At 57.8% G+C, this 13,682-nt stretch carries 13 protein-coding genes; 5 read left to right on the top strand and 8 right to left on the bottom strand.

What is annotated here, in order from left to right:
* Positions 1 to 4 precede the first annotated feature (4 nt).
* Both imuA and QKY98_RS11205 read right to left on the bottom strand, forming a co-directional pair.
* Complete coding sequence (imuA, locus tag QKY98_RS11210) at positions 5 to 634, bottom strand: translesion DNA synthesis-associated protein ImuA (protein WP_284670904.1); 630 nt, start codon at positions 632 to 634, stop codon at positions 5 to 7.
* Positions 627 to 1,070 (bottom strand): hypothetical protein, encoded by a 444-nt coding sequence (locus tag QKY98_RS11205; RefSeq protein ID WP_284670903.1) that lies wholly within the window; start codon positions 1,068 to 1,070, stop codon positions 627 to 629. The genes imuA and QKY98_RS11205 overlap by 8 nt, the downstream gene beginning before the upstream one ends.
* 440 nt (positions 1,071 to 1,510) lie before the next feature.
* Here QKY98_RS11205 and QKY98_RS11200 point away from each other — a divergent pair, with 440 nt between their 5' ends.
* From QKY98_RS11200 to QKY98_RS11185, 4 genes are all read left to right on the top strand, one after another.
* Positions 1,511 to 2,071: a recombinase family protein gene (locus QKY98_RS11200; RefSeq protein ID WP_284670902.1), complete on the top strand. Its 561-nt coding sequence runs from the start codon at positions 1,511 to 1,513 to the stop codon at positions 2,069 to 2,071.
* A 103-nt stretch (positions 2,072 to 2,174) separates the two neighbouring features.
* A complete protein-coding gene (locus tag QKY98_RS11195; protein ID WP_284670901.1) occupies positions 2,175 to 3,278 on the top strand; it encodes a protein kinase domain-containing protein in 1,104 nt (367 codons plus the stop codon).
* Between the two features lie 2 nt (positions 3,279 to 3,280).
* The gene (locus QKY98_RS11190) at positions 3,281 to 4,903 is read left to right on the top strand and encodes a tetratricopeptide repeat protein (RefSeq protein WP_284670900.1); all 1,623 of its coding nucleotides are present in this window, start codon (positions 3,281 to 3,283) and stop codon (positions 4,901 to 4,903) included.
* A 121-nt stretch (positions 4,904 to 5,024) separates the two neighbouring features.
* Positions 5,025 to 5,489, top strand: coding sequence for a hypothetical protein (locus QKY98_RS11185; RefSeq protein WP_284670899.1), 465 nt, complete (start codon positions 5,025 to 5,027; stop codon positions 5,487 to 5,489).
* A 71-nt stretch (positions 5,490 to 5,560) separates the two neighbouring features.
* On the opposite strand, the gene QKY98_RS11180 is transcribed toward QKY98_RS11185, so the two are convergent.
* From QKY98_RS11180 to QKY98_RS11155, 6 genes are all read right to left on the bottom strand, one after another.
* Entirely contained in the window at positions 5,561 to 7,804 is a 2,244-nt protein-coding gene (locus QKY98_RS11180) for an SNF2-related protein (RefSeq protein WP_284670898.1), read from the bottom strand.
* Positions 7,805 to 7,920: 116 nt separating this feature from the next.
* Positions 7,921 to 9,372 (bottom strand): DUF6094 domain-containing protein, encoded by a 1,452-nt coding sequence (locus tag QKY98_RS11175; protein ID WP_284670897.1) that lies wholly within the window; start codon positions 9,370 to 9,372, stop codon positions 7,921 to 7,923.
* 72 nt (positions 9,373 to 9,444) lie between these two features.
* Positions 9,445 to 10,023, bottom strand: coding sequence for a hypothetical protein (locus tag QKY98_RS11170; RefSeq protein ID WP_284670896.1), 579 nt, complete (start codon positions 10,021 to 10,023; stop codon positions 9,445 to 9,447).
* A gap of 65 nt (positions 10,024 to 10,088) precedes the next feature.
* On the bottom strand, positions 10,089 to 10,454 hold the full coding sequence (locus QKY98_RS11165) for a hypothetical protein (protein ID WP_284670895.1): 366 nt from the start codon (positions 10,452 to 10,454) through the stop codon (positions 10,089 to 10,091).
* A 76-nt stretch (positions 10,455 to 10,530) separates the two neighbouring features.
* A complete protein-coding gene (locus QKY98_RS11160; protein WP_284670894.1) occupies positions 10,531 to 11,163 on the bottom strand; it encodes a DUF3275 family protein in 633 nt (210 codons plus the stop codon).
* 328 nt (positions 11,164 to 11,491) lie between these two features.
* Complete coding sequence (locus tag QKY98_RS11155) at positions 11,492 to 12,364, bottom strand: LysR family transcriptional regulator (protein WP_284670893.1); 873 nt, start codon at positions 12,362 to 12,364, stop codon at positions 11,492 to 11,494.
* 102 nt (positions 12,365 to 12,466) lie between these two features.
* On the opposite strand from QKY98_RS11155, the gene QKY98_RS11150 reads away from it, so the two are divergent.
* Positions 12,467 to 13,636: a mandelate racemase/muconate lactonizing enzyme family protein gene (locus tag QKY98_RS11150; protein WP_284670892.1), complete on the top strand. Its 1,170-nt coding sequence runs from the start codon at positions 12,467 to 12,469 to the stop codon at positions 13,634 to 13,636.
* Positions 13,637 to 13,682: the final 46 nt, after the last annotated feature.

Here is a 13,682-nt window from a genome sequence, read left to right as displayed (position 1 = left end):
TCCCTCAATGCCAGACCCGATGGGCAAGCGCCGTTGCCGGTGGGTTGCCGCCGCGGCACTTGAGCACTCGCAGCTGCTGAGGCGAACCCTCGAGCACCAGGCGCAGGGCTGCAGGTGAGGCATTGACGGCTTCCCGCTGGTGGCGGAACGCAAAGGCGAGGGTCTGCCCGGTCTCTGCAGCCACCTGCAGCCGGCGCAACGCGCGATCGTCCGCACGGCTGGGCCAGCAGAGCACCGCGCCACAGCTACCAGAGCGCAGGCACTGCTCTGCCGCCCACAGCACGTCTTTGCCCTGCACCTGGATGACGCTCAGCCGGCCAAGGTCGACGCCGGCCTGCAGCCAGGCGTGCGGGTAGAGCAGATACGGGGGAGCGATCAGCACGACGCGTTCGCCGGCGGCAGTGAGGCGTGCCAATGTCGGCCACACGAGCGTGAGCTCACTCAGGCCCGGTCGGGCGCTCAGGATTTCGGTAAGCGCTGCATCAGGCCACCCGCCGAGCGGCAGTTGAGCATCGAGCGCCGAGTGGCCGGTAGGCTGGGTGCTGGCGTCGACGTGAGGACTCTGCCCGCGCCACACGCGCCGACTGTCGAGCAGGGAGTCGAGCGCAACGACATTGGTGGCCGCGTTATCCATGCTGCACCTCCGTCGGCGCCGACGGGTTGCTACTGCGTTCAGTGAGCAGGACTTGCAGCTGCGCACGCACCTTGAAGAGGTCAGCGTGCAGGACGGAGTTCATCGACTCCAGGCGCAGGATATGACGCTGCGCGCGCGAGAGGGGATCGTCACGGTCGTCCGGAATGAGCCGGTCGCCCCGGGGTACGTGGCGCTGGTTCTCTTCCTGGACGAACTGAACGTAGCGCAGTCGGTGGCGCTGCACTTCCGCTGTAAGGACATCCCGCTCAGCGACCAAAATGCGATTGGCGCGCTGGGCTTGCCCCAGGCACTGACGCACCTGGTCGAGCTCTTCGGTCAGCAGATCAACGAGGTTGCGGCAGTACATCAGCTCCGTGGGGCGGAAAAGGGATTGCTGCTGTTCGAAGCTATCCTGCTCATCACCAAGCATGTCCATAGCGGCCCACCTGCTCGATCCCTGAAGCCATGACCTTCTGATACTCGACAGAACGACCGGGACAACCGTGGCAGGGACGAGGGATGGGGCACGAAATGGACATGGGATAAACCTCCTTTCAGGATACTGTATGGATAGACAGTAATCAGCGAAAGGGTTCCCAGCAAGCTTGACGCCGACGAACGGTAGGTCATGGAGGTAAGAGAGAAAGCCACGTCATTTCCACAACGTAGCGCCGAGGATCCATCTTTACCTGCGCGCGCCCCAGTGCATCACCACAGCGATCGACCAGCTCTAGTAAGTCGAACGAATCACTGGTATCAAAAACGTTCGTTTTTGAGTCGGCTTATAGTGCTGCCATCGCCTAGTAGCAAAATATAGGCTTAGGCTTTTTGAGCCCATTATCCTTCTGATCCCACCTTTTTGAGGCCCCGGTGACCATGAGCCGAGCTTTTTTGTATGCGAGAGTGAGTACCGCTGATCAGACATCTGCTAATCAGGAGTATGAGGTCATATCTGCGGGGTTCTCAGTGGCACCGCACCGAGTTTTTAGAGAGACCATCTCTGGTTCTGTATCTGCGTGTGAACGTCCAGTGTTCCTAAAGCTATTAGAACGTCTTGAGGCAACCGATGTGCTCATAGTGACAAAGCTTGATAGGCTCGGGCGAAATGCGCTTGATGTTAGATCGACAGTAGAGAGTCTTGCTGGCAGAAATATAAAAGTTCACTGCCTGGCATTAGGAGGTGTTGATCTTACGAGTGCGGCTGGCAAGATGACTATGCAAGTCATTTCCGCAGTCGCGGAGTTTGAACGAGATTTATTAGTTGAAAGAACTCAGGCTGGCCTTGCTAGAGCAAAAAAACAGGGCAAGATTTTAGGTAGGCCTGCTTGTACTACAGAGGCGGAAGTCGCCCGGCTTAAGTGCGAAGGCAAAAGTCAACGGCAAGTAGCCTTGGAGCTAGGTGTCAGCGTTTCAACCGTCAAAAGAAGGTGGGTTTAAAGCTTTTTATGGTGTTAGGAGTTGTATATGGTTTTTGGTTTTTAAAGGTTTGGCTGCGGAGGCCGATAACATGGTTGTTTCCCATTAAAAGGATTTGTATTTAATGATTTCGAAAACCACGCCTGCTGCAAGATTGGTGGGGATGCAGCTGAAGAACGGATGGAGTGTCGAAGAGCTGCTCTCCTACGGTCAAACGTTTGAAGACGGAGAAGGGACCGGCGGGACCTTTTCAGTTTCGTATCGCGTTGTTCGTGGTGCGGAGGTAGCATTTCTGAAAGCTTTTGATCTGGATAGAGTGATAGTGCTGTACGGGGAGGACAAAATGATGGAGACCCTGCAGCGCGAAACTACCGCGTTCCTGAATGAGCAAGGTTTAAATGTCTTGTGCGTGAAAAATCGTATGAGGCAAGTTGTAAAGATAGTCGATTATGGTGAGGTTTTGGTTCCCCAGCAGCCTGGGGATAGAATAAATGTCGTTCACTATATGATTATGGAGCTGGCTTCTCACGGAGACATCCGAGGGCATTTGCAAGGAGCCGAGCCTCAAGATTTTGCTTCCAAGTTTTGTTATTTAAAAGATGTCGCGCTCGGAATCAAGCAGCTTCACTCTGCAAAAGTGAGTCATCAAGATATTAAGCCATCAAATGTTATGGTGTTTGAAAAGAACGCAGCTAAAATTGGTGATTTAGGAAGGGCAAGTATTCAGGGTAAAGACGGTGTTTATGACAGTTGGGTTGTGGCGGGGGATCAATCGTACGCTCCCCCTGAGCAATTGTATGGAATAACTCTGACTGAGTGGTTCGATAGGCGTGAACGATGTGACGTTTATCAGTTTGGCTCACTTATATGCTTTACGATTTTTGGTTTAACTGTAAATGAAATACTGTCGCGAAAAGTGCCCAAGGAGCAAGCTCCAAGTGCTTGGGGTGGTAGCGGATCTAGCTACGAATTGGCCTTGCCGTTCTTGCAAAAGGCATTTAGTGAAGGCATGCTCGAAATTAGAACTGCTATCCCAGACTGGGCGCGTGACAAAGTTATGAGTTTGATTGATCAGTCGGCTAATCCTGATTATAAAATGCGCGGTAGCAGAAGAGTGCTCGGGAAGCAGAGCGTGGCAAGCTTGGGTCTTGATCGGTTTATAAGTGAGCTGGATAGGCTGCGGGTCGAAGCAGAGAAGCACGCTATAATCCGGCGGAAGGCGATTTAGATATGAGCGGCGGCAATAGAGAGCTTGACAGAAAGGTTTTGCCAATCTGGGACTCATCCACTGATGCTGTCTCTTTAGCGGAAAATAAATCTGTAAAAAAACAGGTCGATGGCCCTGCACCGGGGAGTCTTTCACGGCTGCTATTGGAGGAGTTGGAAGCGACCGATACAGCAGGAGTGGCTGCAGAACTCTTCAATGTGTCGAGTATCGAGGGTGAACAAAAGGGGAAGTTGATAGCGGCCCAGAAAATTATTTCCACTGATAATATGCCTGGCTCCCTGGTATTGATGGCAAAGCAAGCGCTTGAGGGTGAGAGCTATAAAAATGAATTTCAGACAGATCTGATAAATACGCAACAGCAAATTTCCCTTATTCGTAGCGCATTGACTATCAGACCAAGAGATCCGCTTGCTTGGGCTGATTTAGCGAGACTCCATATTGCGGAAGGTCATCATGATCATGCAGAAAAGGCGATGCTGGTCGCGATAGGCTTGGCTCCCCGGCATAGGTGGTTGAGTAGAGTTGCTGCTAGGTTATTTTTGCATCTGGATCAGCCTGATAGATCGTCAGATATTTTGACAAGAAATCCCTCACTGAAAGCGGATCCCTGGCTAATTGCTACTGAAATATCTTTGGCTCAAGTGCAGAGCAAGACAAGTAAGTACATTAATTCTGGAAAGGATCTTCTTAAGAGAGATATTGGTCCGGCTCATTTGTCTGAGCTGGCTAGTAGCATGGCTACCCAAGAACTTTCGTCCGGAGCTATCAAAAGAGCTCGCCCGTATTTTAAGCAGTCACTTATTGTACCTAACAGAAGTTCCTTGGCACAAGCTAAGTGGGCTGAACAGGCTCATGATATAAAAACAGATGCCTCAGTGGATGTGGATCTTTTGACCTATGCGTATGAAGCTAAAACCTGGGCTTCGTATATAAAAATGGATATAAATGACGCTCTATCCTATTCTATGGATTGGCAAAGGTCTGAGCCGTATTCCAGCAAGCCCGCTGTGCTCGCTTCTTATTTTGCCGCGATACTAGATGACTATCCAAGAATTTTAGATATGACCGATAAGGGGCTGAAAGTCAGTCCTGGAAATGAAACGCTTCACCTGAATCAAATTTACGCAAAAGTTGCTAGTATAGGAGTGCATGACGCTGCCATTGAAGAAGCTGATATAGTTGGTTGGATCAAGTACATAAAATCTTTTAGTATAGCTAAAGGTGAAAGCCGCTCCCACGCAATAGCAAACATGGGCCTTCTTTGCTATCGCCTTGGTGAGAGCGATCTCGGTAAACGATATTACGAAAAGGCAGAGAAAATTAGTAGGGATGAAAAGCATGAGAATCATCTGCTATTGATGGTCAATCACTGGAGGGAATCTCTGCTGGCAAACTCACCATGGGAAAGCGCGCTGCTGAAAAATATTCAGTCTGCAATGAAAAACTCCTCTGGCATCGGATTGCCTGCTGCATTATTTTATCTAGATAAGATTCAAAAGTTTAAGGCGTCTGGGGTTGAGTGGAAAGCTTATATTGCTAACGATTCCGGGAGTCTTGATCGTAAGCCACTTTTTGTCCATAAAAGTGACGATCTCAAATCTGCAATCCATTTTTATCTAGATTAAGATTTTGCGTGATGTATTCACAACTATTTCCGTTTGAAACAGGGAGTGCAGAATGACGGGGCCAAACGATTCTAAAGGGCGGTGCGTATGTGTTCGAAATGCATTGAGTCGTCGGAGTATCATGCCTCCGTGGAAGAAAGAGCTGAGACGGTTTATGGCGTCGGCTGTTGTGGCCTTCGTGTTGTTTTGGTTATTAAAATTTGGGGTGAGTGCTGATGGAGAGTTGGGGGAAGGTTGGACCAAAATAGCTATTAATGCGTTGACATCGACCAGGCGTGTTTCTTTAGCTTTGTTTGCTGTGTTTGTGCTTGGCTTGCTGGTAATTACAGTTATCGTTCTGGATGCTCGCTCAGCGTCGCGGAGAATTGCTACTTTTATTTTTGGGTTTCTAACTGGTACTTTTAGCTCGGCTTCGCTTACGTGCTTGCTGCTTTGGTGGAAACTTAATGAGTTAGGCAAGGTGCCCCCAAACGAGCTATCGGAAGGCGTTATTATCTTTGGTTTGCTGTGGGCTATGAGTGTGTATCTAACATATGTTTATGATCAGTGGACGATGTCTCCTAATATGTTAAAAAGTCCTAGATAATTGTGCTTTGTTAAGTGATTTTTTGATATTTCATATTAAAAAATAGCCCCCTCATGGAAGGGGGCTTATTGTTAGCTGATGACCAGTTGCCTAGCCAACGCCATCTCGACCGAATCACCATCCTGGTTCAACGCATCGAGCCCTGACTCCGGAACGTCTCCCGACGTGCTCTGAGCCACCGCGATCTTCTTGGCCATCAGCTGCAGGCAGGTGATCTGCGAACTGCCGGCATAGCCGAAGAACAGCACCCGTACCGCTTGTTTCTGACCGATCCGCCACGACCGGCGCGCTGCCTGCTGCAGGGTGTAGACGTTGTAGCCCGTCTGTAGGAAGACGATGGTCGGGAAGTCCAGCAGATCCAGACCGGTCTTCACCAGCTCCGGGTTGGTGACCAGGACGTCGACGCCGCGGTCGACCTGGTCGAGGATCCAATCCTCGCGCCGAGCCGTGTCCACCGAAGCACGCAGTACCGCCACTTTCAGACCGGCTTGCTCGAGCAAACGCTTGAGCCGGCCAGTCGTGTCCCGGGTGCCGCTGTAGACGGTGTAGGCCAACACCTTGCGGCCTAACGCCTTCTCCTGACGGCACAGCTCGATCAGCGCCTCCTCCTTGGGGCTCGCTTGGTCTTCGTCGAAGATCGCATCTACCCTGGCCAATGTGTCCCGGGTCCGAGGGTGTTTCACCACCTCCGCCCGGAAACAGCAGTCCGGCCAAGCCAGCAGCACGTTGAGCACCACTCCAAGTAGCGTGGTGTCTCGGCGTGCCAGGGCCTGGCGGAGCTCCGCGGTCAGTTTGCCAGCCAGCTGCCGATAGGCCGCGTCCTGGTGCGCCTCCATCGGGATGTCGACAAACTCCTCCTGGTACGCCGGCAGCACATTGCCACCGATGTCCTTGAGCTTGAGGAACACGGTAAAGGGCAGTACGAAGCGGTGGATGCCTTTAGGGCCGAAGCCTGGGGCCTTCACCGTCCGTACCGAGAGCTTCTTACCCCGGGCCGTTTTGTGCGATTGGCTATCTCGCTCGGTGTAGATGTCCTTGAGCACGCCATGGTCGCGCATGAACGACATGGCCGCAGGGGCCATGCTGCCGCGCGCGTTCGGTCGGTAGCCGTCCTCGATCATGCGCCGGGAAAGGATCCGGAACAGGAGGTAGAACAGGTCGTCGGCGTAGCCGCCCATGAGCGTGCCCGTCAGCAGCAGCGTCTTGCGCGCTTTCGCTGCCAGTACCCCCATGGCCTGGCCCTGGGCCGAACCGCTGTTCTTGTACTCGTGTCCCTCGTCCACCACCAGCAGGTCGAAGTAGCCGTCCGGGAGGTAGCGCTTGATGAACTCGGTCGGCTGGTAGCCGCCTTCGCCGAAGCCGAATTCCAGGTTGGCCATCGCTCGCTCCATGCGCTTGGCCTGTCGGTCGCTGAAGACGAAGTTGCCTTTGGCGTCCATTAGGTTGATGAACTCATGGACGTTGTCAGCCAGCATCGTGGCGAGAAACTCTTCGCCGAAGTCCGCCACTAACTTCTCTGCCCGGATGGGGCCAATGGTCGGTATGCGACACATCGACTTAAGGATCACGCTGCGCCTGTCACCGCCGGCGGCCTTGCCCGGGCGCATCAGCGTCCAGAGGGGCGCCTTGCACTTCGGGCACTGCCGGCGTCGCTCCTCGCGCTGGAAGTCTTCCAGGGTGAGGTAGTTGCCTTCTTCGTCCTCGAGCACGCGACCACAGTCAGTGCAGCAGGCCAGTCGCCTTCCGCCGGCGGCGCGGCGCGTACCGCACGCCAGCCGCCAGTGGAAGCCCATCCGCATCCGCACGCGGCCCAGGATGAAAAACTCCTGACGACCATCGTAGGGCTCGCCCAAGGCCTGGCGGAGCTTGAGCAGCTTCACCAGGGTGTCCGGCCCGTTGAGCACCCACACGCGCGCGCCCGGGACGGTTTCGAGGATCTCCCGCCGCCACTTGTAGACCAGGTGGGGCGGCGAGACGACCAGGGTGCGGCGATAGCCCTCGGCGTGAAGTACAGCCGCCACGGCGATGGCCATCATGGTCTTTCCGGTCCCCATCTCGGCGTTGATGATGCCGGCCTGTTCGCCGCGGTCGAGTAGCAGCGCGGCGATCGCCTGGACGACATCGGCTTGCGCCGGGAAGGGGGTGCGTTTGAGGCCCGCCATCACGGCCTGGCGCCCGGGGTGTGCAGCGCCGGCATAGACCGGTGGGTTGGAACGGTTGAGGGAGTCGAGCAGACCCTCGCCGAACTCGGCGATGAAGTCGGTCAGGCTGACGGTGGTGAGCAGGGCCGGTTGGCCAGCGTTGAGGTCGGTCATGTGGATCTCCTGGGATGAGAAACGGGCACGGCCGACCCCGGAAGGGTATCGGCGTACCCAGGGGGTGGAAGTAAAAGGATGTCGAGTAACAGCGTGGCCGCCGGCGGCGGGTAGGGTTAGTAGTCCGAGGGTAACTGCAGCGTTGTCGCGCTGCGGTCAGCTTCGGTGATGATCCAGAGCCGGGGCTCATCGGACATCGGGGTCTCGTAGTTGGAAAACAGGCGATTGCCCAGGCGCAGGGCCTGGTCATTGCTGTGCTTGTCCTCTTGGTCAAGCTCGCCCCAGTCCGCCTGCAGGTGACGCCGCAGGTAGGTCACGGGATTGAGCTCGCCGCGCTCCACTAGGTCGCTTACCGCTGCCGTCATGACGATCCGACCGGGGTCAAAGGGTCCAGTCGGTAGCCGGCGCGGTTCAGGTGCTGCAGGTGGTGGTGGCTCGGCCGCTGCCGGCACCGAGGTAATGGTCAGGACCTGTCCCAGCGTCTGCGACCCCGGTGTCATGTCCCAGGCCCGGATCACGGGCACGAAACGGTCTGTCAGGATCCGCGACTCCAGGACGTTGCCGTCCTCATCCTCAGTGAACTCAGTGCGGCTGACCTTCTCCTTGTAGGTGTCGCCCTTGAGCACCAGGACGCGCCCATTGGGAGAGGTGACCACGCCCGAGATCGCCCCGGCCGCGAGGGCCAGGGCCAGGTGCCATTGCGACAGCGCCTTGACCGGTGGTCGTGGTACTTGGCCAGCCTGGCCAAAGTGCAGGGTGAAGTCGCTCCAGAGTCCGCCCAGTCGACCTGTCTCCAGGGCGAGCTGCTCAGGCTCCAGAGTGACGCGGTAGAAGTGCTCCAGCTCCGTGACGGCGGCCGGCACACCATAGGGTTCATCGAGCCATACCTCCGGTAGCGGTTCAGCCGAGGCCTCGCCGCTGCCGATCGCCCGGAAGCGCTCTCGGGTTGCCTTGACGTCAGCGGGCCTTGCCAGGTCCTGCCGGCGGATCCGGATACCGAAGATCACCACCTGCTTGAAGGTCGGATCCGCAGCCGCGTGGATCCGTAGGCTGGTGAAGTGGTTGCAGAGCCAGCCACACAGCTCATCGTCCAAGACGTAGCTCGGCACGATCAGCACCAAGGTGCCGCCGTACTGCAGGAGCGGTAGCGAGCGCTGATAGAACAGCTTCTCCAGTCGCCGGCGACCGCTGCCCTGGTACTGGGTGGCGCCGCTGTGGTCGGCGACCAGGTCGCCGTAGGGTGGGTTGAGCCAGAGCAGCCCAAAGGCCTGCCGCGTGACGATGGTGTCCATCAGGTCGCCCTGCAGGACGCGATCAAGCAGGCCGCGGGCGTGCTCGGCACGCTCCCGGTCGTACTCCACCGCGCAGGCCTGGACGCGCTCACGCCCGAGGGTATGAGCCGCTTCCGCCAGGGCCACACCTTCGCCGGCGCACGGATCGAGGATCCGCATGGTGCCGGTGGAGGCAGGGCTCAGGGCCTGCAGGGTACGTTCGAGGGTGACCTCATCGGTGGGGTAATAGCCGTTCTTGGCGAAGTTGCGCGCCAGGCGCGGAAACATCAGGGCCATAGGTAAAGCTCCCGTTAGTTAGAGTTAAGGAACGTTAAAAACGTTAATGAGTGAGGGCCGCAAGCGGCCCGATCAGGAGGTGGTGAGCTGACCCGCGCGGATGCGCTTGCCAAGGTGGTACTGCAGCTCGTCGAGCTTGAGTCGCAGTCGCCAGCCGGCCAGGTCGCCCAGGGCGCCAGGTAGGCGCTCGAGCATCTGCTCCTGCAGGAGCAGCTCCATGACCGGTCCCTGCCAGTGCGGCAGGAGCGGGAGTGGGCAGGTGTCGATCACCAGCGGCCAGAGGCTGGCCAGGGGGTCGATGTTGTCGCGCACCAGGGCGTAGGCCAGGTGATTGGCACGATCAGGTACCGCGCAGCGTCTGTCGAATAGCCAGACGTGAAGCAGGCTGCCAAACAGGGTGCCGCGCAGCTGGCGGGTCGTGCATTTCTCCAGGCGCTCAGCGTCCGGAAAGACCGGCAGGCTGTGGCCGCTCTGGACCAGGTGGAATTGCTCGAGGCCGCCTTCGCTGCGGCCCAGGGTGAGCCTGGCCAGAAACTCCTGGACGGCGGTGTCACGGCCCCAGGCCGACAGAAAGATCAGCCGGCGCTCTTCATCGCAGACGCAGGCGTCCACCAGCAGATCGGGGCACTCATCGATAGGGTAGAGGGGCATCGTCAGCTCCTGAGGGAGGCAACGCGCCCAGGGGCGGTTGCCCCGAGGTGGGTGAGAGAAGGCGCTCAGCGCGCCGCGTGGTATCGCCGGACGCCTTCGCGCCATTCGGGGTTGATGCCATGGGTGGCCCTGGGCAGAAAGTGCAGCGGGCAACTCCAGTAGAAGGGGCCCGAGCTTTCGTCCAGGGACTTATGGCCCCATTGACCACCGTGAACGTCCAACAGGTCGCAACCGATCAAAACGCAGGCCTCACCGGCGGCGACGCCGGGAAAGATGCCATCGCGCTTGGGGATTAGCTTCACGACCTGCCACAGCACGTTATCGACCAGGTGATGATCGAGGACCGTGCGCGTGCAGTTGGTGGTCTCGCCATTGGCGGTGAGTTCGGCGATCAGCGCATCGCGCGTGGGGTGAGAAAACAGCCAGCCCATAGGGAAGGTCCTTGAGGTGATGGCCAGGCCTTCCCGCTGGGAGAGGTCCCAGCCGGGTGTGGTTGTGAGGGTGAGGTCAGGCCGCGCGGTTCCAGGCCTGTGACTTGAAGTCCATGGTGTAGCCCAGCTCGCCCAGACGCTGGCATTGCTGCCGGAGGCGTTGCCGGTCGACCGTGGAGTCCAGCCGCACGGTCTCGCCGAGTGGCCAGACCGTACCGAAGAGCTCCTGGTCAGCATCATCGACATCTGGCTCAGGTGTCAGCTGAGTAGAGGCAGGTGATGCCGGCATCCCGAAGGGTGCGTTGTCGTCTGCAGGCGCGACCGGAGCGCTGGCGGGCCTGGCGGAACGAGAGGGTTGGGGTCGAGCCTTTGGCGGGGGCGCCGCAACAGGTTGCTCTTCATCGAGTGGATCTGGTGACTGCGCATCGATCTGCGCGTTGTCGTAGGCAGTCAGGGTGTCCAGGTCCTCGAGCACCATGCTGTCCAGGCGCGCGCGAATCTCGATGACCAGGCGGCCGCCGGTGCTGTAGGAGGATGCACGGATCTCGGTTATGACGAACTCGCCGCGGTACTTGCCCTCGACGTGTTGCTCGAGCACAGCGTCCTTGATGACGAATTCGCCGATTGAGGTAGAGAGTCGGCCGACGTTGAAGGCGCCGTTGCGTCCCTGGATGGTGCGGATGGCCAGGTGGCCGGGGATCTTGATCATGGCGGTCCTCGTGAATAGGGGGCACGCCATGCCCGACAGGGAATGGGTACCCTGTGGGAGAAAACGGTGAGAGGTGCATCCATCGGCGGAGCCGACCGCTTGCGCTACCGGATGCTCGGCAAGCTTGGGGTTGGATCAGCGCAGGGCGCCGTGGTCTTGAGATCCTGACCACCTGGGCATGGCTGACGACGTCAGCTGCATGTACGCCGAATTCTGTAGGCAACCTTCCGCTCGGTCAACACTGCAAGGGGTAAAGCATACGCTTTGTGGTGGTAGCAGCATTAGAAGCAGATCTAGCTGCAGCGATTTCGAGCGCTAGGCTGCAACGCTACCCAAGCTGGCGCCAGAAGTTTTCAGCAAAGCTGCTGATAACAGCCGTGGGTCTGGTGAGGTGGATTTCCAAGGGGATGTCCCAGCTCTCATCCAGTGCGCGTACAAGGTGACCTGAAGACATCTCCTGCTCGGTCAGCGATCTGGGAAGCCAGGCGATGCCCTTGCCCTCTAGGGCCATCGACATCAGCACCGCGGCGAGATGACTTCTGAAGAGCGGCTTCAGCTTCGTGTAGTCGGCCTTATCAGCAAACTGGTGCGCCACAAAGCGACCTAAGCCGGACTCCTCGCTGTACGCAAGATAGGGTAGCTCGCTCAGATCCACAGCCAGGTTCACGTTGCTTGCAACCAGTGGGATGAGCGAGTCCTCTCCTATCCGTTTGCTGATATAGGCATCCGCGGGAAGGCGAGGTGGCACGTGGATGTGCCTGTGACTGAGCAGGAATTGCACGTGGCTGTGGGAAAGCATCCCTTCGCAGCGGGGCATGCTGTCTGAATGGAGCCGAATGGCCTCGATGGGGGCTTTGCGGTCGAGCTGACGGATCCATCTGGGGAAGAAGGTAAACGACAGGGAATGGGTTGCCGCAATCTCCAGGTGCTTGATGACCGTCCCACTGGCTTGAAGGGCATCTTCACGCAACCGGTAAAGACGACTGATGGTGTCCTGGGCATCGTCCAAGATGAACTTGCCGGCTTCGGTAAGCGACGTGCCTTGAGGCGTCCTGATGAACAGAGGTGTGCCTACCCAGTGCTCCAGGGAACGAATGCGGCGACTGAATGCCGGCTGTGTGACATGGCGAGCTTCGGCGGCGCGAATGAAACTACCGCTCTCCGCCAACGCAATGAAATCTTCGAGCCAGACCAGCTCCATTTGGGCAATGCCGTTTCAGCATGTGGTCAGGCATTAATAGCATTAGGCGGGGTAGATCGCTAGGTCTATGTTTGGGCCTCCAACAACAAAGGAGCGCACCCAATGCGTATCGTCGAGATTCGTGAGAAGACCGTATCCATTGCATCGCCCATCGCGAATGCCTATATCGATTTTTCGAAGATGACCTGTTCGGTCGTCGCCGTGATCACGGATCAAATCCGCGACGGTAAGCCGGTTGTGGGCTATGGCTTCAACTCCAACGGTCGCTACGGACAGGGCGCTCTGATGCGCGATCGCTTCCTGGCCCGGGTGAGCGAAGCCGACCCCGAGAGCCTGATCGACAAGGAAAACAACAACCTCGATCCGTTCGCCATCTGGAAGACCCTGATGACCAACGAAAAGCCCGGTGGCCATGGTGAGCGCTCCGTCGCGGTGGGTACCATCGACATGGCAGTGTGGGACGCCGTCGCCAAGATCGAAGGCAAGCCGCTGTACCGTCTGCTCGCCGACCGCTATCGCAACGGCCAGGCCGACGACAAGGTCTGGGTGTACGCTGCCGGCGGTTACTACTACCCGGGTAAAGACCACTCCCAGCTGCAGGATGAGATGCGTGGATATCTCGACCGTGGCTACAGCGTGGTAAAGATGAAGATCGGCGCCGCTCCGCTGGCCGAAGACATCCGTCGTATCGAGGCAGTGATCGATGTGGTCGGCGATGGTCGTCGGTTAGCGGTGGATGCCAACGGTCGTTTCGATCAGCAGACCGCGATCGCCTATGCCGAGGCGCTCAAGCCCTACAACCTGTTCTGGTATGAAGAGGCTGGCGACCCGCTGGACTATGCTCTCCAGGCCGAGCTGGCCAACCACTACGATCTGCCGATGGCTACTGGGGAAAACCTCTTTTCCCATCAGGATGCACGCAACCTGCTGCGCCACGGTGGCATGCGCTCCGATCGTGACTACGTCCAATTCGACTGCGCCCTGTCCTATGGCCTGGTCGAGTACATGCGCACCCTCAAGGCGATGGAAGAGCTGGGCTGGTCGTCGCGTCGCGTAGTACCCCACGGCGGCCACCAGATGTCGCTGAACATCGCTGCCGGCCTGCATCTGGGCGGTAACGAATCCTATCCAGACGTGTTCCAGCCCTTCGGTGGCTTCGCCGATGGCATCCGCGTGGAAGACGGCTACGTCGGTCTGCCGGATGTGCCGGGTGTGGGCTTCGAAGCCAAGTCGGCGCTCTACAAGGTCATGCGCGAGCTCAGCGACAGCTGATAAATCTCCTCTGGCCGCGTTCTCAAAACGCGGCCAGATACCCGTA

This window comes from Pseudomonas sp. HR1, from assembly GCF_030175875.1.
Lineage (GTDB): Bacteria > Pseudomonadota > Gammaproteobacteria > Pseudomonadales > Pseudomonadaceae > Chryseomonas > Chryseomonas oryzihabitans.
This window is presented reverse-complemented; position numbering and strand designations above follow the sequence as displayed.

Bases quoted from the DNA above. Each gene is read 5' to 3' on its own strand.
- QKY98_RS11175 (WP_284670897.1), bottom strand. From the start codon at position 9,372: ATGGCCCTGATGTTTCCGCGCCTGGCGCGCAACTTCGCCAAGAACGGC.
- QKY98_RS11170 (WP_284670896.1), bottom strand. From the start codon at position 10,023: ATGCCCCTCTACCCTATCGATGAGTGCCCCGATCTGCTGGTGGACGCC.
- QKY98_RS11190 (WP_284670900.1), top strand. From the start codon at position 3,281: ATGAGCGGCGGCAATAGAGAGCTTGACAGAAAGGTTTTGCCAATCTGG.
- QKY98_RS11155 (WP_284670893.1), bottom strand. From the start codon at position 12,364: ATGGAGCTGGTCTGGCTCGAAGATTTCATTGCGTTGGCGGAGAGCGGT.
- QKY98_RS11195 (WP_284670901.1), top strand. From the start codon at position 2,175: ATGATTTCGAAAACCACGCCTGCTGCAAGATTGGTGGGGATGCAGCTG.
- QKY98_RS11160 (WP_284670894.1), bottom strand. From the start codon at position 11,163: ATGATCAAGATCCCCGGCCACCTGGCCATCCGCACCATCCAGGGACGC.
- QKY98_RS11150 (WP_284670892.1), top strand. From the start codon at position 12,467: ATGCGTATCGTCGAGATTCGTGAGAAGACCGTATCCATTGCATCGCCC.
- QKY98_RS11205 (WP_284670903.1), bottom strand. From the start codon at position 1,070: ATGGACATGCTTGGTGATGAGCAGGATAGCTTCGAACAGCAGCAATCC.
- imuA (WP_284670904.1), bottom strand. From the start codon at position 634: ATGGATAACGCGGCCACCAATGTCGTTGCGCTCGACTCCCTGCTCGAC.
- QKY98_RS11165 (WP_284670895.1), bottom strand. From the start codon at position 10,454: ATGGGCTGGCTGTTTTCTCACCCCACGCGCGATGCGCTGATCGCCGAA.
- QKY98_RS11200 (WP_284670902.1), top strand. From the start codon at position 1,511: ATGAGCCGAGCTTTTTTGTATGCGAGAGTGAGTACCGCTGATCAGACA.
- QKY98_RS11180 (WP_284670898.1), bottom strand. From the start codon at position 7,804: ATGACCGACCTCAACGCTGGCCAACCGGCCCTGCTCACCACCGTCAGC.
- QKY98_RS11185 (WP_284670899.1), top strand. From the start codon at position 5,025: ATGCCTCCGTGGAAGAAAGAGCTGAGACGGTTTATGGCGTCGGCTGTT.